Origin of the sequence: Glycomyces sp. NPDC048151 (assembly GCF_043202775.1) — a bacterium.
Taxonomy (GTDB): Bacteria; Actinomycetota; Actinomycetes; order Mycobacteriales; family Micromonosporaceae; genus Glycomyces.
This window is the reverse complement of the sequence record NZ_JBIDBB010000006.1, coordinates 476,241-495,071: the sequence shown is the minus strand read 5'-3', so window position 1 is coordinate 495,071 and position 18,831 is coordinate 476,241. Positions and strand designations below refer to the sequence as shown.

General features: G+C 70.5%; 14 protein-coding genes. 4 read left to right on the top strand and 10 right to left on the bottom strand.

What is annotated here, in order from left to right; translation table 11 throughout:
* Positions 1–180 precede the first annotated feature (180 nt).
* The 3 genes from ACGGCP_RS17385 to ACGGCP_RS17375 all read right to left on the bottom strand — a co-directional run bounded on the left by ACGGCP_RS17385 (position 181) and on the right by ACGGCP_RS17375 (position 2,238).
* The gene (locus ACGGCP_RS17385) at positions 181–1,053 is read right to left on the bottom strand and encodes a hypothetical protein (RefSeq protein ID WP_392967235.1); all 873 of its coding nucleotides are present in this window, start codon (positions 1,051–1,053) and stop codon (positions 181–183) included.
* 83 nt (positions 1,054–1,136) lie between these two features.
* Complete coding sequence (locus ACGGCP_RS17380; protein WP_392967233.1) at positions 1,137–1,685, bottom strand: GNAT family N-acetyltransferase; 549 nt, start codon at positions 1,683–1,685, stop codon at positions 1,137–1,139.
* Positions 1,686–1,749: 64 nt separating this feature from the next.
* Entirely contained in the window at positions 1,750–2,238 is a 489-nt protein-coding gene (locus tag ACGGCP_RS17375) for an Imm1 family immunity protein (RefSeq protein ID WP_392967231.1), read from the bottom strand.
* Positions 2,239–2,550: 312 nt separating this feature from the next.
* Between ACGGCP_RS17375 and ACGGCP_RS17370 the strand changes: the two genes are divergently transcribed.
* Positions 2,551–5,433, top strand: coding sequence for a BTAD domain-containing putative transcriptional regulator (locus ACGGCP_RS17370; protein ID WP_392967229.1), 2,883 nt, complete (start codon positions 2,551–2,553; stop codon positions 5,431–5,433).
* A 2-nt stretch (positions 5,434–5,435) separates the two neighbouring features.
* On the opposite strand, the gene ACGGCP_RS17365 is transcribed toward ACGGCP_RS17370, so the two are convergent.
* The 6 genes from ACGGCP_RS17365 to ACGGCP_RS17340 all read right to left on the bottom strand — a co-directional run bounded on the left by ACGGCP_RS17365 (position 5,436) and on the right by ACGGCP_RS17340 (position 12,080).
* A complete protein-coding gene (locus ACGGCP_RS17365) occupies positions 5,436–6,233 on the bottom strand; it encodes an ABC transporter permease (RefSeq protein WP_392967227.1) in 798 nt (265 codons plus the stop codon).
* Positions 6,230–7,186: an ATP-binding cassette domain-containing protein gene (locus tag ACGGCP_RS17360; protein ID WP_392967225.1), complete on the bottom strand. Its 957-nt coding sequence runs from the start codon at positions 7,184–7,186 to the stop codon at positions 6,230–6,232. Before ACGGCP_RS17360 ends, ACGGCP_RS17365 begins: the two co-directional genes overlap by 4 nt.
* A gap of 102 nt (positions 7,187–7,288) precedes the next feature.
* Positions 7,289–8,254 carry a hypothetical protein gene (locus tag ACGGCP_RS17355; protein ID WP_392967223.1) on the bottom strand — a complete coding sequence of 322 codons (966 nt, stop codon included), beginning with the start codon at positions 8,252–8,254 and terminating at the stop codon, positions 7,289–7,291.
* Between the two features lie 136 nt (positions 8,255–8,390).
* Positions 8,391–9,326 (bottom strand): carbohydrate ABC transporter permease, encoded by a 936-nt coding sequence (locus ACGGCP_RS17350; RefSeq protein WP_392967221.1) that lies wholly within the window; start codon positions 9,324–9,326, stop codon positions 8,391–8,393.
* Positions 9,323–10,309, bottom strand: a complete 987-nt coding sequence (locus ACGGCP_RS17345; protein ID WP_392967219.1) for an ABC transporter permease — start codon at positions 10,307–10,309, stop codon at positions 9,323–9,325. Before ACGGCP_RS17345 ends, ACGGCP_RS17350 begins: the two co-directional genes overlap by 4 nt.
* Positions 10,310–10,394: 85 nt before the next feature.
* A complete protein-coding gene (locus ACGGCP_RS17340) occupies positions 10,395–12,080 on the bottom strand; it encodes a hypothetical protein (protein WP_392967217.1) in 1,686 nt (561 codons plus the stop codon).
* Between the two features lie 303 nt (positions 12,081–12,383).
* On the opposite strand from ACGGCP_RS17340, the gene ACGGCP_RS17335 reads away from it, so the two are divergent.
* From ACGGCP_RS17335 to ACGGCP_RS17325, 3 genes are all read left to right on the top strand, one after another.
* Positions 12,384–13,628: an ROK family protein gene (locus ACGGCP_RS17335; RefSeq protein ID WP_392967215.1), complete on the top strand. Its 1,245-nt coding sequence runs from the start codon at positions 12,384–12,386 to the stop codon at positions 13,626–13,628.
* A gap of 277 nt (positions 13,629–13,905) precedes the next feature.
* Positions 13,906–16,749 carry a glycoside hydrolase family 3 C-terminal domain-containing protein gene (locus ACGGCP_RS17330; protein ID WP_392967213.1) on the top strand — a complete coding sequence of 948 codons (2,844 nt, stop codon included), beginning with the start codon at positions 13,906–13,908 and terminating at the stop codon, positions 16,747–16,749.
* The gene (locus ACGGCP_RS17325) at positions 16,749–17,735 is read left to right on the top strand and encodes a LacI family DNA-binding transcriptional regulator (protein WP_392967211.1); all 987 of its coding nucleotides are present in this window, start codon (positions 16,749–16,751) and stop codon (positions 17,733–17,735) included. Before ACGGCP_RS17330 ends, ACGGCP_RS17325 begins: the two co-directional genes overlap by 1 nt.
* An 89-nt stretch (positions 17,736–17,824) precedes the next feature.
* Here the strand turns inward: ACGGCP_RS17325 and ACGGCP_RS17320 are convergent, their stop codons facing one another.
* Positions 17,825–18,535, bottom strand: coding sequence for a M23 family metallopeptidase (locus tag ACGGCP_RS17320; RefSeq protein ID WP_392967209.1), 711 nt, complete (start codon positions 18,533–18,535; stop codon positions 17,825–17,827).
* Positions 18,536–18,831: the final 296 nt, after the last annotated feature.

Sequence of the window (18,831 nt, the reverse complement as noted above, 5' to 3'; positions counted from 1 at the left end):
ACACGGTGAATGAAATCGGGCCCGGAGCTCCAGCTCCGGGCCCGATCTCTACCCCACACCCATCAATCGGATACTCGCCTTGCGGCTTGTCACCCTCAGGAGGTTTCTTTCCCCTGCACCGAACATTAGGGGCCGGGGCTCTGCATTCCACGCGAGAACGATTAGAGGTTCATTGGAACCTCAGATCCACTGGCCCGTCTGCGGGTCGTACACCGCGGGGCCCGTGCGCCGCACCTTCCGCCGCGGTTTCACGGGCCGCAGGTCGGGCCGGTTCGGACGCGGCGGACCGTCGGGGGCCTCCAGCCACGTGTCCTTGAGCAGGCTCGACAGGCGCAGCGCCACCCACGACAGCAGGAGCACCGCCACCAGGACGCCGATGAGGACCACCATCCAACCGTTCTGGCTCCACCAGGCGGCCCGCGCCGCCTCGGGCGACTCGCCGACCACCTCGTACATGTCCGTTTCCTTCTTCGCCTCGAAGAGCGCGTACGGCACCAGGCACGGCGAGCAGAGCGCCAGCGGCAGCACGATGATCGACGCCGGGGCCGCGAAACCGGCCGCCGTCGCCATCAGCGGGAACCTGCGCGGCTCGCGCCGGTAGGCGATCCACAGCATCAGCGCCATGAGCACCACGTACGTCCCGGTCAGCCAGTCCGGCCGCAGGACGTACCAGACCAGCCCGCTCCAGGTCGTGAACGCGGGCGGGCCTTCGTCGAAGTCGGGGTACCGCCCGGTCGCGTCGCTCAGGACCGACCACAGCGAGGCCACCGTGTACAGGACCACCGCCAGGAGCAGCTGGAAGCCGCCGACCGCCAAGGTGAGCGGGATCTTTCCCAGCAGCGTCCTCGGCCGGTACGAGCCCACGTGCCGCGCGGCGGACCTGAGCGCCTTGCCGACCCGCTGGCCGGTCGCCGTGAGCTTCTTGACCTGCTCGATCCACGCTGTGACGAACCACCACGCGGCGAGCAGGAAGATGAGGAAGGCGGGCACGCCGAGGGACTTGAGCCCGTCCTTGATGAGGTTGTTCGGATCGAACGTATCCAGGAATTCCATGCTGTTGTGGGCCAAACCGTTTCAGTCGAGGGGGAGACTCACTGCGCGGCACAGTCTACGGCCGGAACACCACCGGCGGGGTACTAGCCTTCGGCGGGCCCCGTCGGCGCGGGAGGGTCCGACAGCTCCGCCAGGGTCTTCTGCCAGATGCCGACCCCGACCCACGCGCCGTGCTTGTACCCGGCGTCGCGGATGCTGCCGAGCAGTTCGAAGCCGAACCTGGAGTGCAGCGCCTCGCTGCCGGGGTTGGGCTGCGAGATCTGCGCCATCACACTGCGGAAACCCTGCTGCTCCAGGCGCTTCAGGAGTTCGCCGTACAGGAGCGAGCCGATGCCCAGGCCCTGGTGGGAGGGGGACACGTAGACGGTGGACTCGGCGGTCCACGCGTACGCCTGCTTCGGCCGCCACGCACTCGCGTACGCCAGCCCGGCCACCGCGCCGTCGACCTCCGCGACGAGGTACGGGAAGCGGTCGGCGTTGTCCGCGAACTGCGCCGCCCACTCGCCGTCCTCGTACGGCTCCGTACGGAAGTTGCTCACCGACTCGGCGATGTAGTGGTTGAGGATCGCGCTGGCCGCAGGCGCGTCCTCGGCGCGTGCGAAGCGCACGGCCACGGCGTCACTGGTGCTCATGACAGGCAAGACTATCCAGCGGCGGGAGCGGTGCCGGGGCTCGATCCCGCCAGACGGAAGTGCGTCACCACACCGTGCTCGGCCGCCACATGCAGCCGGAGGGGCGCAGGCCGCCCGTGGCCCGGAAGTCCTCCACCGCCCGCGCCAGGGTGCTCAACGCGATGTGCGCGTCCGGAGGGAACGTGCTCGCCGTGTCCATGTCCCGGTAGAGCCGCAGGTGCGGTGCCTGTAGCTCGTTCGAGAACGTGACCCACGCGCCCGGCCCGTAGTCCTCGCCGCCCGGCCCGTAGTACGCGAGCGCGCCGACCTCGGCGGCCTTGTCCGCGGTGATCTTGAGGCCGTGGTCGGGACGCCCGCCGGGCTCGTAGCCGGGCCGGTCGCGCACGAGCGCGGTCGCGACCTGGAGCAGGTCGGCCGCCACGATCGTGGCCACGGCGGCGGCCACGCCGTCCGGGTCGTGGGCGAGGAGCACCTGGGTCCCGTTGTCGCGGGTCTCGAGCCGGAATTCGACGCAGTAGCCGGCGATATGGGCGCCCGCGGGGCCAGCGCTCATGGGGGGTTCTCCTTCCGGGTCGCGTGACTCGGCAGTGCGGGACTGGGAATCGTTGTGGAAATCGAGACTGATCGCCATGGCGGACACCGCACCTCACATGGGGTCGTACTGTTTCGGGGTTTTGTGAACGACAGTACGTGCGCGATCGGGCCGTATGTTCGATCAGTCGGGAACACGACAGAAAAGCACCGATAAACCACTGATATGCCGTGACAACCTGTTCATGCAAGTAGCAGATTCCAATGGGGAGTCCGCGCGCCGCCGCGCCGACCGGCTCCCGCGCGGCCTTCCCAGCGCGGCAAGATAGACCGCATGCGAGTGGAGCTGCTGGGACCGGTGCGGGTGCTCGACGAGGACGGGACCGGGATCCCCGTCCCCGCCGGACGCCAGCGCGCCCTCCTCGCCCGCCTCGCCCTCGAACCCGGCCGCGCCGTCCCCGCCGCCGCCCTCATCGACGCCGTCTGGCCCGAAGCACCGCCCGCCAACGCCACCGGCGCCCTCCACACCCAGCTCTCGCGGCTCCGCGCACTCCTCGGCGAACACCTCGCGAACGGCCCCGGCGGCTACCGGCTCACTGCCGCCGAGACCGACGCCGACGCATTCGAGCACCATGCGGCGCAAGCCGAAACGGCCTCCAGAGAGGACGCCCCCGCCGCCGTCCGCGACGCCGCCGAAGCCGCCCTCGCGCTCTGGCGCGGACCGGCGCTGGCCGACCTCGACGGGTACCCGTTCGCCGAAGCCGCCCGCACGCGCCTGGCGATGCGCCGCGACGCCGTCGCCGCCCTCCACCTCGACGCCCGGCTCCGCCTCGAAGGCGCCGACGCCGTGCTCGCCGACCTCGCCGCCCGCCACGGCGCCGACGAACTGAACGAGCCCGACGCGGCCCGCTACATGCGCGCGCTCGCCGCCGCGGGCCGCCGCGCCGAAGCACTCGCCGTGTTCGAGTCCGTGCGGGCCAGGCTCGCCGACGAACTCGGCGTCGACCCCTCGAACGTCCTCCGCGCCGCACACCTCGACGTGCTGCGCGGCGTCGAACCGCAAGCGGCCCAGCACAAACCGCACCGCCTGCCCGAGCCCCTGACTGCGTGCATCGGCCGCGAGTCCGAGATCGCCCTGCTCAACGGTCTGCTCGCCGCGAACCGGCTCGTGACCCTCACCGGCCCCGGCGGCACCGGCAAGACCCGGCTCGCGGTCGAGACCGCGCACCGCCTCGCCGAAGCGGGCCGCGAGGTCAGGCTCGTCGAGCTCGCGCCCGTCGCCGACCCGGACCGCCTGCCCGAAGTGTTCGGCGACGCGATCGGCCTCGGCGAGTCGATCCTCGCCCGCCGCAGCGACGACCCCCGCACGCGACTGACCGACGCCCTCTCCGGCCGCGAACTCGTGCTGGTCGTCGACAACTGCGAGCACCTGGTCGACGCCGCCGCCGACCTCCTCGCGCACCTGCTCGCCCGCGTCCCGGGCCTGCGCGTCCTCGCCACCAGCCGCGAAGCCCTCGGCATCACCGGCGAGACCGTCCTCGGCGTCGGCCCGCTGCCGCTGCCCGAACGCGCCGGGCCCGTCGCCGACCTCCGCTCGCACGCGGCCGTCGCCCTCTTCGAGGAGCGGGCCCGCCAAAGCGACCCCGCGTTCACCGTCGACGAGGCGAACGCCGACACCGTCCTCCAGGTCTGCGCCGCGCTCGACGGGCTCCCGCTCGCCATCGAACTCGCGGCCGCCCGCCTGCGCGCCATGAGCCTCCAGGACCTCGCCGCCCGCCTCGACGACCGGTTCGGCCTGCTCGCCAAGGGCCCCCGCACGGCCGAGCCGCGCCAGCGCACCCTCCGCGCGGTCGTCGACTGGAGCTGGGACCTCCTCGACCCGGACGAACGCCTCGTCCTCGCGCGGCTCTCGGTCTTCAGCGGCAGCGCCGACCTCGCCGCCGCGTGCGAGGTCTGCTCCGCCGACGAGGACGCGATCACCGGCCTCGTGGAGAAGTCCCTCGTGCAGCGCCTCCCCGGCGGCCGGTACCGGCTCCTGGAGACCGTCCGCGAGTACGCCGCCGCCCGCCTCGCCGAAGCCGGGGAGACCGCCGAGCGGTACGAGCGCCACGCCGAGCACTTCGCCGCGCTGGCCGAAGCGGCCGAGCCGCACCTCATGCGCGCCGAGCAGGTCGAATGGCTCGAACGCCTCGGCGCCGACCACGCGAACCTCTTCGCCGCGATCCGCCGCATGGTCGCCGCCGGGAACGCCCGCGTCGCCTACCGCGCGATCGCGCCGCTCTCCTGGTACTGGTGGATGCGCGGGTACCGCGAGGAGGGCATGGAGCTGGCGCGTCAGGTGCGCGCGATCCCCCTCGACGCCGATGCCGACGTGGACCCGCTGCACCGCGCGAAGGTCGCGATGGCGGGCAGCTGGGGCCTGTGGTCGGGGCGGCTCGACCCGGTCGCGATCGACGCCGAGTTCGCTGCGGCGCAGCGCATCAGCGAGGAGCACGACCTCTACGAGATGGAGCCGCTGCTGCAGATGATCCCGATGATCCGGGCGATGATCGGGGGCGACTCGGCGGGTCTGCGCGAGGTCATGGAGCGGACGCGGACCGCGGGCAGCCGGTGGGTGCGGGGGATCGGCCTGCTGTTCGTCTCCGAGCTGTCCTACCAGGAGGGCCGCCGTGAGGACGCCGCCGCGGAGCTGGCCGAGTCGAACGCGATCTTCGCGTCGCTGGGCGAGCGCTTCGGGCTCATCCTCTCCTGGCAGGGCCTCGCGAACGACCTCATGGCCGCGGGGGACTACCAGGGCGCCCGGGCCATGCTGCTGCGGGCGATCGCCGCCGAGGCGGAGTTCGGGGCGGACCTCGCCGACTCCGTGATCGCCGAGCACCTGTGGCGCATCGACGCCGAGCACGGCGACGACCCCGGGGCGATGCTGGAGCGGATGCGGGCCTACCGGGCGCGGGCCGAGCGGATCGGCAACCGGGAGAACGTCCTCGCTGCCCGCAACTCGGCCGTGATCTGCCTGCGCCGCTTGGGGAGGCGCGACGAGGCGCTGCGGGAGCTGCTGGACGCCGAGAAGGACCTGCCGGAGTTCCGCAGCTTCTCCGAGGTCACCATGCAGCTGTACCGCCAGCTCGCGGCCGTGGCGCGCGAAATGGGCGACCCGGACCTGGAGGCCCGGGCCGCCTCGATGCTCGAAGAGAGCACCTGGCCGTTCAGCTCATAGGCTCAGTCGGCGAGCCTGCGGCGGTAGGCACGCAGGCTGAGCGGCACGAACACCGCGCAGAGCGCCGCGCACCAGCCGATGAGCGCGAGCACTTCGCCGCCGGGGTCGCCGCCGTCGAGGAACACCCGCATCGAGTCCGCGAGGGCCGTGAGCGGGTTGATCTCGGCCCACCACTGGACCGCGCCGGGAAGCGTGTCGATCTCGACGAACACCGTGGAGGTGTAGGCCAGCGGCATGAGGAGGCTGATCATCCACGTCTGGATCTGCTCCTCGCTCTTGGCGGTCAGGCCCACGAGGACCATCGACCATGAAGCGGCGAACAGGAACAGCAGCAGCACTCCGGCGGCCGCGGCCGTGCCGAGGACGCCGCCTTCGGCGCGGTAGCCGATCGCGAACGCTACCCCGCCGACGACGAGCAGCGCCCACGCGTACTTGACCATGTCGGCGGCGACCCGCCCGGCCAGCAGCGCGAACCTCGACACGGGCATGGCGGTGAGGCGGTCGAACACGCCGTCCCTGAGGTCGCCGAACAGGCCCAGCCCCGTCGAGGTGACGGCGAAGAACAGGCCCATCGCGATGATGGTCGGCCCCGCGTACTGCAGGAAGTCCTGCCACGAGCCCATCATCTGGCCGCCCATGAAGAAGGTGATGGACAGCAGGATCATCAGCGGGATCATGAAGAAGTCGACGAGCTGCGCGGGCGCGTGCCTGATCGAGGCGAGCGAGCGGCCCGCCATGGTGGCGCACTGGGCGAGCGTCCCGCGCTCGGTCGTCCAGGTCGTTTCGGTAACGGTGCTCATGCCGCCACCTCCTTCGCGTTCGGTGCGGTGCGGTGCCCGGTGAGCTGGAGGAACACCTCGTCGAGGGTCGGTTCGTGGAGGCCGAACCCGGCCAGGTCGACTCCGGCCTGGCCGACGCGGGCCATGACGGCCTGCGCCTCGCCCGCGTGCGCGACGGGGACGATCACGGCCCCGTCCTCGGTGCGGGCCTGCACGCCCGCGGCCCATTCGGCGAGCTGCACGAGCTGACCGGCGGCCCCTGGGTCCACAGGGGACAGACGCAGGACCTGCCCGCCGACGGCCTGCTTCAGCTGCGAGGGCGTCCCGGAGGCGATCACGCGGCCGGTGTCGATGACGGCGATCGAATCGGCGAGCTGGTCGGCCTCCTCGAGGTACTGGGTGGTGAGCAGGACCGTGGTGCCCGCCGCGACGAGGTCGCGCACGACCTCCCACAACCCGTTGCGGCTCTGGGGGTCCAGGCCCGTCGTGGGCTCGTCGAGGAACAGCACCTCGGGCCGCCGCACGATCGACGCGGCGAGGTCGAGGCGGCGGCGCATCCCGCCGGAGTAGCTGCCCGCCGCGCGGGTGGCGGCGTGCGCGAGGTCGAACCGCTCGATGAGCTCGTTCGCGCGGGCCTTGGCCTGCCGCCTGGACGCGCCGAGGAGCCGGGCGACGAGCACGAGGTTCTGCTCGCCCGAGAGGTTCGGGTCGAGCCCGGCGTACTGGCCGGTGAGGCCGATCTTCTCGCGGACCGCTGCGGCCTGGGCGACGACGTCGAGGCCGAGGACGCGGGCGGTCCCGGCGTCCGGCTTGGCGAGCGTCGACATGACGCGGACGGCCGTGGTCTTCCCGGCTCCGTTGGGGCCGAGGACCCCGAGGACGGTGCCGGGGGCTGCGGCGAGGTCGACGCCGCTGAGGGCGTGGACGTCGCCGAAGGACTTCTTCAGCCCCCGGACTTCGATGGCGTATCGCATGGGGTGCGCCTTCCTGGTTCGCTTCCTGTGCGGACCAGCGTGCGCGCCACGGCTTTCACCCGGGTCCCACTCGGCTTTCACTCGCGCGGCGTGGGCGAAAGCTCACTCGGGGAGGTGCCTGAGCACGGCCGTCGTGACGAGGGTCATCTCGGCGGCCGACTGCTCCTCGGTCGACACGGTCTCGTCGAACGCGCCGAAGACCGCCGCGATGTAGCGGTGGTCGGCGCCCACGGTGCCAGCCGAGACGAGGAACCGGTCCGGCTTGCAGCAGCCCCAGCCCTGCTTGACGGCCCAGTCGCGCCCGGCGGCGGCGGTGGGGATGCCGAAGGTCTGGTCGTACCCGTCCGAGCCGTGCTCGGTGGTCGCCTCCATGGCGTCGACGATGACGGTGCGGTCGTCCTCGGGCAGTTCGGTCATGACGTACTCGACGACCCTCGCCATGTCGGAGGCCGAGATCTGCACGTCGCCCCAGCGGCCGTATTCGGGGGAGGGCGTCGTGTGCTCGAGCCCCATCGTCCCGGCCAGCTCCGTGATGAGGTCGGGGCCGCCGACGACGCCCCACAGCGAGTTGGCGATCGGGTCGTCGCTCATCGAGATCATCTTGGCGATGTCGGCCGGGTCCGCCCCGAGTTCGAGCGCCCCGATGGCGATGAAGAGCTTCGCGGTCGACATCGTGTTGTGGGTCTCGTCGGCCCGGTAGGAGAGGAGGTACCGGTCCTCGACCGAGTCGTAGAGGACGAAGCTGAACTCGCCCTCGACGCCTGTGGCGGTGAGGATCTCCTCGGCGGCGAGGACGGGCGCAGGCTGCGCCTCGACCTCAGGCGCGGTCGCAGTCCTGGCGAGGAGGGACTGGTCGGACCCGGAAAAGGCGAGCACGACCGTCACGGTCAGCGCCGCGAACGCCGCGACGGCCGCGACCGAGAGCCGCTTGCGGCGGCGCACGACTCGGATGAGCGCCTTGAGCCGCAGGAAGCGGACGAGCCTCCTCGCGTGCGGCTGCAGGCGGTCGAGGGCACGGGCGAGCGCGCTGCGGGAAGCGGCGGCGAGCGAGGTGAGTCGAGGGTGCATGCGTGACTCTTCTGAGGCGTAGGGGAGGGGCCGAGGCGGCAGTCAGGATCCTATCAATCACGCACCGTCGAGTCAGGACGCGGAAGGGCCGCCCCCGCACTGCGGAGGCGGCCCCACTCACCAGGGGGAGTCTTTGTTATCCCTTGATGGCGCCGGTGATGACGGCCTTGGTGAAGTGCTTCTGGATGAACGGGTACATGATGACGATCGGGACGATCGTGCACACCACCACGGCCATCTTCAGCGCCGAGTCCGGTGCGGCGGTCTGGTACTGGCTCACGTTCGCGGCCGCGCCGGGCAGGCCCTGCGTGGACATGAGCATGCGCTGCAGGACGACCTGGATCGGCTGGGTCTCAAGGCCGGGGATGTAGAGCACGGCCGAGAAGTAGATGTTCCAGTAGCCGACCGCGTAGAACAGCGCGATGACCGCGAGGATCGCCTTGGACATCGGCAGGACGATCTTGAACAGGGTCCGGAACTCGCCCGCGCCGTCCATCCTCGCCGCGTCGAGCAGTTCGGTCGGGACGCTGTTCATGAAGAACGAGCGGAGCACGATGAGGTTGAAGGCGTTGAGCGCCATCGGCAGGATGATCGACAGGTAGTTGTCGAACAGTCCGAGCTTCTGCACGACCAGGAAGCTCGGGTACAGGCCCGGCGCGAACAGGAACGTGAAGAGCACGAGCATGAGCAGCGGCCGGTGCAGGAGCGAGCCGGGCCGCGAGAGCCCGTACGCGGCGCCGATCGACAGGACCATGCTGAGCGCGGTGCCGCCCGCCGTCAGCGCGATCGTGAGGATCAGCGACTTGGTGAGCGCGCCGCCGTCGAAGATCTCCTGGTACGCCGCGAAGCTCAGGTCGGTCGGGATCAGGAGCAGGTTGCCGCCCGCCTTGGTGAGCGACTCCTCGCTGGCGAAGCTGGTGGCCACGACGGCCCAGATCGGCAGGACGATGGCCGCCGCGTAGCAGATCAGGAAGAGCGCCTTGGTGATCTTCCCGAACCACGAGGGCTCCTCGTCCCAGGCGGGACGCGCGTTCTTCTTGCGGGGCTTGAGCTTGATGTCGATGGCGGTCATGACTTCTGGTAGATCCCTTGCTCTCCGAGGCGGTGCGCGACGTTGTTGGCGACGAGGACGAGGATCAGTCCGATCACGCCCTTGAACAGGCCGGCCGCGGTGCCGAAGGAGGGGCCTTCGGTGCCGATGACGCTGCGGTAGTAGATGAAGGTGTCGAGCACTTCGGTGGTCTGGTAGCCGATCGCGTCGCGCTGGAGCTGGTACTGCTCGAAGCCGACGGTGAGGATGCCGCCGATGTGGAGGATCAGCAGGAGCACGATCACCGGCCGGATGCCCGGGAGCGTGATGTGCCACATGCGCCGCCACCGGCTCGCGCCGTCCACGGCTGCGGCCTCGTACAGGCTCGGGTTGATCGACGCGAGGGCCGCGAGGAAGATGATCATGCCCCAGCCCGCGTCCTTCCAGGCCCATTGCAGCCAGGCGAGGAACAGGAACGTGTCGGGGTCGGAGGTGAAGGTCAGGCGGTCGCCGCCGAAGCCGAGCAGCCAGTTGGAGACGAGGCCGTCCGAGCCGAGGGTCTGCACGAACACCGTGACCACGAGGACCCACGAGAAGAAGTACGGCAGGTACACGACCGACTGGAACAGGCTGCGGATCTTCGTCGAGACCACCGAGTGCATGAGCAGGGCCAGCACGATCGACAGCGGGAACAGGAACAAGAGGTTCGCGAAGGAGTACTTCAGCGTGTTCAGCAGCGCGGGCAGGAAGTACGGGTTGGCGAACAGCCGCTCGAACCACGCGAAGCCCACGAGGGGGTTCTCCCAGAACGCACGGTGCGGGCTGTAGTCCATGAACGCGATGACGTTCCAGGCCGAGGGCCAGTAGAAGAACACGGCGAGCTGCGCGATCGCCGGGAGCGTCATGAGCAGGAGCGGCCAGTCGTGCCGCAGCCGCTGGGCCACGGTCCGCTTGCGCTTCACTATGGTGCGGCGTTCGCGCCCCTCGTTCGGGACCGGGGGCGCTGAGGTCTGGAGTGCTGCCATCGCTTGTGAGAGTCCAGTCAGTGAGTTGCCTGTGCGGGGACGGGAGTGCCGGGCCGCGACTGGTGTCGCGGCCCGGCCGGGCGTCTTAGCCGTGCAGCTTGTCGTAAGCGGCGGTGTAGTGCTCGCGGGCGGCCTCGCCGCCGTTGTCGAGGAACGTCTGGACCATGTCCGGGATGGTGGACAGGTCCGCGCGGCCGTACGCGATGTCGTTCTGCTGGTCGTTGAGGACCTGGGCGGCGGCCTTGAAGTCCGCCGGGCCCTCGACGCGCATGCCTTCGAAGATGTTGACCTCGGCGAAGTCCTTCAGCGAGGCGTTGTACTCGAAGCGGGCCTGGACCATGTCGGGCGCGCCGGTGATGAACTGCTGCACGTGGCCCGAGATCGTCTTGTGGTTGACCGGGGCCTGGACGACCTTGGCGCCGGACTCGGTGTAGACCGGGACGCCGTCGGCGCCGTAGTTGAAGTCCGTGCCCTCGACGCCGTAGTTGATGAGCTCGTACTCCTTGGTGCCGAACGGGGCCGACGCGAAGTTGCAGAAGTCGAGGAACTCCTCGACCTGCTCCTTGGTGAGGTCCTTGTTCAGGAAGGTCCAGGAGTCGACGCCCTGGTTGACGTAGGCCAGCGGCTTGCGGCCGCCCGAGGTGAGCGCGCCGAGCGGGGCGATCGTCCCGGTGAGGCCCTCGGCGGCGGCCTGGTCGACGAAGCCCTGCCACCAGGAGATGCCGTCGAGCTGGAACAGGATCGTCCCGGCCTTGTGCAGCGCCTGGCCGTCGAGGGTGCCCGACGGGATGTCCGGGTGCACGAGCTTCTCGTCCCAAGCCGTGCGGCGGAAGGTGAGCCACTCGGTGTACTCGGGGCGCTCGCAGTTGTGGACGAGCTTGCCGTCGATGTACGCCCAGCCGTCGGCCGACGCGAGGTTGAACCAGGACGGCGTGTAGTAGTCGAGCCCGCCGAAGGCCCAGCGGCCGGCGGCGTCGTCGGACCAGGCGCGGGCCACTTCGAGCAGCTCTTCCACGGTGGTCGGCATGGCGAGCCCGTCGGCCTCGAGGAGGTCGGTGCGGGCGAACACGGCGTTGCCGGGGCCGCCGGAGAACGAGCCGGGGATGCCGAAGACGCGCGCGGTCTCGGGGTCGGCCGGGTCCTTCGACCAGACCGACTGGCCCCAGGAGGCGGTCGGCAGGCCGGCGAGGAGCGGCCAGCGCTCGGAGATGTCGCCCTTCACGATGTCGGTGAGGTCGTAGAAGGAGTTGACCACGGTCTCCTGGAAGTTCGGGTGCGAGCCGATCATCCACGTGAAGAACATGATGCCGTCGCCGAACTCGTTGGCGTTGAGCCACTGCACGGAGGTCTCGGCGTAGGTCATGCCGTCGGCCTGGCGCAGGTTGACCTGGGTGCCGCCGCTGGCCTCGGTGATCGCCGCGAAGTACGGCTCGTCGCCGGAGGGGGCCTCGCCCCACATCGGGACGGTGATCTCGAAGGAGCCGCTGTTGGAGGGCACCGCCTCGATGGCGGCGACCGGCTCGGGGTAGGTGGTGAACCCGGAGGGGTGGTTCGGCGGCTCGCCGACCAGGTCGGGCTCGACCGGGAGCTTCCATTCCTTGTACTCGGGGAGGAAGTCGAAGCCGGAGGTCTCCTGGGAGTTGCCGCCTCCGGACTCGATGTCGCTGCAAGCGGCGATGACGGGAAGGCCCGCGACACCGGCGGCGCCGAGGCCCGCGGCCTTGAGCAGCGAGCGGCGCCGGAAGATCGACCCGTCTGAGGGAGTAGCCACGTTGCTGTCCTTTCGGTCGTACTGCGTTGTGAGGGTCTAACGGGGGTCTGAGGGGGGTCTGGCCGATAATTAGTTCGGCTATTCGATAAACTAAAGTAGCGCACGGTGGCACCCGACACAAGCCGGGGGTCAGGCGATACGGACGCGGATTGGTCACGATTCGGGAACGGCCCTTGTGGTGAAACGCTTCGCTGCGCAACGGTCAGGGACCGCCCGACGACAGTTGGTCGCCATCCCGGACAATGCCAATGGCGCGAATTTTCACCGAGGTTCGGGCCGCGAGGAAACAGCTGGAGGATGAACATGGCGATGCGCATAGCATCGAAGTCGGCCAGCTCTGTCGGCGAGGAAGCGCCGGGCAGGGCCAGACGCGCCGACTTCACGGACGTGCGGGCCAACAACCTCGGCTTCGTGCTGCGCCAGGTCCGGGCCGAAGGCCGCTGCTCACGCGCGGATCTCGCGGCCAAGACCGGGCTGAACAAGGCCACCGTCTCCTCGCTCGTCGCCGAGCTCATCGAGCGGCGCGTCCTGCGCGAATCGGGTTCGGTCATCGGCAACATCGGCCGCCCCGCTGTCCTCCTGAGCGTCGACACCGGCTACTACGCCTCCCTCGGCGTGGAAGTCAATGTGGACTACATGACCCTCGTCGCCGTGGACCTCGCCGGGAACCGCCTCCTGTCCTGGCGACGCGCCCATGACGGCGCCGGGTCGACCCCCGGCCGCTCGGTCTCGGCGCTGGCGGGCCTCGCCAAGCGCGCGGTCGACAAGATGGACTCCGAAGGCCGCCAGATCCTCGGGCTCGCCGTCGCCGTCCCCGGCATGATCGACAACGAGGGCGTCGTGCAGCGCGCCCCGATGCTCGGCTGGGAGGAGTTCGACCTCACTGGCCGGCTCCGCCAGGCCATGCGCGACCCCAAGTACGCCGTGACCGCCGACAACGACGCCAACCTCGGCGCGGTCGCCGAGCAGCGCTTCGGCTCCTGGGCCGGGGTGTCCAACATGATCTACCTGACCGGTGAGATCGGACTCGGCGCGGGCCTCATCGTCGACGGCGAACTGCGCCGCGGCGCAACGGGTTTCGCGGGCGAGATCGGCAACCTCCTCATCGACGTGGACGGCCGCGTCGGCCGCGTCGAGGACCTGGCCGGCATCAGCGCCGTACTCAAAGCACTGTCTGAATCGGACGACATCGCCGGTGCCGAGGTCGAGGCCGAAGTCGAGGACGTGGTCACCCGCGCCCGCGCGGAGGAGCCGAAGGTCCTGGAGGCCCTCGACCGCATCGGCCGCTCGCTCGGCGCGGGCATCGCGCTCGCCGTCGACCTGCTCAACCCGGAGGCGGTCGTCCTCGGCGGCCACTACCAGGCGTTGAGCCCCTGGGTCGGCCCCGCCGCCGAACGCGAGCTCGCCGCCCGCACCCACGCCTCCGGCGCGGGCGGGGCGGAGATCGTCGTCTCGGCGCTCGGCCACGAGGCCCCCGCGCTCGGCGCGGCCACCGGCATCCTCAACGACATCGACGCCGGGAAGATGCCCACGCCGCTGGGCTCCTAGCGTCTGTTTCACGATTGTTACCCCGTCCGTTTTCGCAGGCAGCAGCCGTGCGAAGCGGGCGGAACCCGTCATTCGAGCACGCTGTCCCGCGCCGCCGCCTTGACTCCGGTCACAGCGGAGGTGTAGAAATCTTGCATCCTCAATCGAAGCGCTTCGACAAGACAATTTCCAATTGACCGCCCCGGCGGCAGCGGAATGGCAATCGAAGCGCTTCGACACGGGTTTTCAAGAGCACAGCCTTCACACGACAGCGACGTCCAAGCAAGGAAGTCAACCCATGAGCGACAACGACCCGCGCCCCGCCTTCCGCGACCCGAACCTGCCGCGCGCCGAGCGCGTCGCCGACCTCCTCTCGCGTCTCACCCTCGACGAGAAGATCGGCCTCCTGCACCAGTACCACCGCCCGGTCGAACGTCTCGGCATGGGCCCCTTCAAGACCGGCACCGAAGCGCTGCACGGCCTGGCGTGGCTCGGCGAGGCCACGGTCTTCCCGCAGGTGGTCGCCCTGGGCGCGACCTGGAACCCCGAGCTCGTGGAACAGGTCGGCGCCGCCGTCGCCGACGAGGTGCTCGCGTTCAACCACAACGACCCGGTCAAAGTCGGCCGCAACGTGTGGGCCCCCACCGTGAACCCCCTGCGCGACCCCCGCTGGGGACGCAACGAGGAGGGCTACTCCGAGGACGCCGGCATGACCGGCCTCATGGGCGCCGCCTACGCGCGCGGCCTCAAGGGCGACAACGGCTCCGTGTGGAAGACCGCGCCCTCCGTCAAGCACTTCCTGGCGTACGGCAACGAGGCCGACCGCTGCACCACCTCCTCGAACATGCCCCCGCGCGTCCTGCGCGAGTACGAGTTCGCCGCCCACCGCCCGGCACTGGCGAGCGGCGACGCGGTCGCGGTCATGCTCTCGTACAACCTCGTCAACGGCCGCCCCGCGCACGTCACCCCGCTCGTCAACGACGAGCTGCGCACCTGGACCGACGAAGAGGTCTTCATCGTCTCGGACGCCTACGCGCCCAACAACCTCGCGATCCTCCAGGGCTACTTCGAGGACCTGCCGACCGCGTACGCCGCCGCCGTGAAGGCCGGGCTCGACTCCTTCACCCAGGACGACCTCGACTCCCAGGGCGTCCTCGTCCACGTCGAGACCGCGATCGCGCGCGGCCTCCTCGACGAGGGCGACATCGACACGGCCGTGCGCCGCAACCTCCACGTGCGCTTCGGGCTCGGCGAGTTCGACCCCGAGGACCCGTACGCGCACATCGGCGACGAGGTCGTCAACTCGCCCGAGCACCAGGCGCTCGCCCGCGAGGCCGCGACCCAGTCGATCACGCTCCTGAAGAACGACGGCGTCCTGCCGCTGCTGCGCCCCGGAAAACCGTCCCCGAAGAAGATCGCCGTCGTCGGCCCGTTCGCCGACCTCCAGATGCAGGACTGGTACTCCGGGACCCTCCCGTACGCCGTCACCGCCCGCCAAGCCCTCTCGGAGCGCGCCGAGGTCGTCTACTGCGAAGGCGTCGACCGCATCCGCCTGCGCCACAAGAGCGGCTACGTCACCGCCGTCGAGGACGGCAAGGCCCTCGACATCACCGACACCACCGGTGCGGCCGCCCAGTTCGACCTGTTCGACTGGGGCGGCTGGTCCTACACCGCCCGCAACGCCGCCACCGGCCTCTACGTCGACGGCCGCCTCGACGGCACCGTCGGCGCCGACTCGGTCGGCCCGCACGAGTTCGACGTGCACGAGACCTTCCGCATCGTCGAGCTCGAAGGCGGCAAGGTCGCCATCCAGCAGATCCACCGCGCCGAAGGCACCGAGAACGGCAAATGGTTCGCCCTTCAGGACGCCCGGATCGTCCTGAGCGACGACCGCGCCGACGCCGCCGAGTTCGACTTCGAGTTCGTCTCCAAGGGCCACGACAAGGCCGTCGCGCTCGCCGCGGACGCCGACGTCGTCATCGCCGTCCTCGGCGACCACCCGCTGGTCAACGGCCGCGAGACCGAGGACCGCACCGACCTGCGCCTCCCCAGCGCCCAGGAGTGGCTCCTGCGCCGCGTCCACGAGGCGAACCCGAATACGATCCTGGTCATGACCTCCTCCTACCCCTTCGCCGCGAACTGGGCCGCGAAGCACGCCCGCGCCGTGGTGTGGTCGGGCCACGGGGGCCAGGAGTGGGGCAACGCGCTCGCCGACGTCCTCTACGGCGACCGCGACGCCGAGGGCCGCCTCCCGCAGACCTGGTACACCGACGCCGCCGAGCTGCCCGCGATGCTCGACTACGACATCGTGGCCTCCGACGCGACCTACCTCTACTACCTCGGCCAGCCGCTCTACCCGTTCGGGCACGGCCTGTCCTACGCCGAGTTCAAGTACGCGAACCTGAAGGCCGACAAGGCGCACGCCGGGCCGGGCGACGAACTGAACGTCACGGTCGACGTCACCAACACCAGCGGCCGCGACGGCGTCGAGGTCGTGCAGCTCTACACCCACCAGTGCGGCTCGCGCGTCAAGCAGCCGCTGCGCCAGCTGCGCCGCTTCGCGAAGGTCCGCCTCGCCGCGGGCGAGACCCGCACCGTGTCCTTCACGGTCGCCGTGGACGAGCTCGCCCACTGGGACAACGTCACCGACCGCATGATCGTCGAGAAGTCCCGCCAGCGCCTCATGGTCGGCCGCTCCGCCACGGACATCGTCCTGTCGGCGTCGGTCCGCGTCGACGGCGAGGTCGTCGGCGCCCGCGACCTCTCCAAGCCTCTGGCCGCCACCGCGAACGACCTCTACGAGGGCGTCCTGTGGCGCGACGAGAACCGCACCTCCGGCGACGTGATCGCCGCCGAGGAGGCGGGCGGCTGGATCATGCTGGGCGACTGCGACTTCGAACCCGGATACGCCACCGTGACCGCCCGCGTCGCCGGGCAGGCCTCGCAGATCACGCTGCGCGTGGACGACCCGCTCGACGGCGACGTCCTCGCCAAGATCGACACCCCGGCCACCGACGGCGTCTACGACTACACCGACGCCACCGTCGAGCTCGGCCGCATCGAAGGGGTCAAGGACCTGTACGTGACCTTCGAGTCCGGTCCCGTGCGCCTCGCCTCCCTGACCTTCGGCCGGGAGTCCTGATGGCGGGCCGAGGCGTCACGATCGCCGACGTCGCCGCCCGCGCGGGCGTCGCCGCCAGCACCGTCTCCTATGTGCTGAGCGGGAAGCGGTCGATCTCCCCGGAGACCGCCGACCGCGTCATGGCGGCCGTGGCCGACCTCGGCTACCACCCGCACGCCGGGGCGCGCTCGCTCGCCTCCCGGCGGGCGGGGGTCATCGCGATGATGCTGCCGCTGCGCGAGGGCATGCACCTGCCGGTGCTCATGCAGTTCGCCTCCGGCGCGGTCACCGAGGCCCGCCGCCACGACCAGGACGTCCTGCTCATGACCGCCGACGAAGGCCCGGCCGGGCTCGCCCGCGTCGCCGCGTCGGCCATCGTGGACGGCCTCATCCTCATGGACGTCGAGCTGGCCGACCCGCGCGTGGACGCCTTGCGCCGCTTGGGACTCCCGAGCGTCCTCATGGGCATCCCCGAGGACGCCGAGGGCCTCACCTGCGTCGACCTCGACTTCACCGCCGCGGGCCGCGTCTGCGTCGACTACCTCGCGCAGCGCGGCTGCGGCGACGTCGTCCTGCTCGGCGCCCCCGAGGCGGTCTACGCCCGCCGCACCAGCTTCGCGCTGCGCGTGCGCGACGGCTTCCTCGGCCGCGGCGGACCCAGCGCCGAGGCCTGGGCCTGCCCCGAGGACCCGGTCTCGGTGCAGCGCACCGTGAAGGAGCTGCTCGCGGCCAAACCGGACCTCACCGGCCTGGCCGTCCACAACGAACCCGCGGTCGGCCACGTCATGCACGCGCTCGCCGACGCGGGCAAGCGCGTGGGGGAGGACTTCCACGTGGTCGTCATCGGGCCCGACGAGGTCGCCGAGCGCACCCACCCGCAGCTCCCGTCGGTGCTCATCCCGGCCGAGGTCATGGCCGAGACAGCCGTGCGCCACCTGACGCGCAAGCTCGACGGCGTCGACGTCCCCGACCTGACGCTCATCGAACCGCAGCTCACGCTGCGCTAGCACGAAAGACGGCGGCCCTGAAGGAGATGAAACCTCAGGGCCGCCGCCGCATATTCACTTGTAGGAGAGAGATAGGTCAGTGTCCGGCGCTAGCCGACGTCCAGGCCCTTGTCCTGCAGCCAGGCGAGGGAGTCGACCTTCTCGCCGTCGATGAGCACCTCGAAGTGCAGGTGCGGGCCGGTCGAGTTGCCCGTGGTGCCCGCGAGGATGAGCGTGTCGCCCTTCGCGACCTCGTCGCCGACGCTCACCAGGACCTCGGAGGCGTGCGCGTAGCGCGTCTCGGTGCCGTCCTCGTGCTCGACGTAGACCACGTTGCCGTAGCCCCCGGCCTCGTAGCCGACGTAGGTCACGGTGCCCGCGCCGACGGACTTGATCTCGTCGCCCTCGTTGTTGCCGAAGTCGGTCCCGCCGTGCATCGAGCCGTTGCGCATCCCGTAGTACGAGGTGATCGCGGCGTCCGAAGGGAGCGTCCACGGGTTCGCGGCCTCGGCGGCCTCCGCGGCGGCGCGCTCGGCCTCCTCAGCGGCCACACGGGCCGCTTCCTCGGCCGCGGCCTCCTCGGCCGCCTTCTTCGCGGCGGCCGCCTCGGCGGCCTTCCGCGCGGCGGCCTCGCGCTCGGCCTGCTCGGCCTTCCACTCGGTCTCCATCCCCGCGAGGACGGTGTCCACCTGCCAGTCGGTCTGCACGACCGTGTCGTTCTGCTGCTCTTCCGCCTCGGCGGCCTGCGCCGCTGCGTTCTGCCCCGAAAGGGCGGCGAGCCCGGAGCCGACGAGGATCGCCGCGGCGAGCCCACCGTTCACGAAACGCCAGCTGTGACGTTCGCGACGGATGCGGCGGCGCCGGAGGACGGCCCGGAGTCGGCGGCTGGTCATTTCTCTGCCAGCGTTGTCGCTGGTGTCGTCATGTTTGCCCATAGCGCGGGGAAACGTAACAGACCCGAAATGGACACTAAGCCCATGACCAGGCGATACAACGCCGGAACTGGTCCCCTTTCGGCAGAGGTCGGCACCCCGGGGCGGCCGCGCCTCCTCCGAACGGAGGATATTGCACACGGATTGTGACCGTGCGCCTCCCCATGGTGGCACCGACCATATCG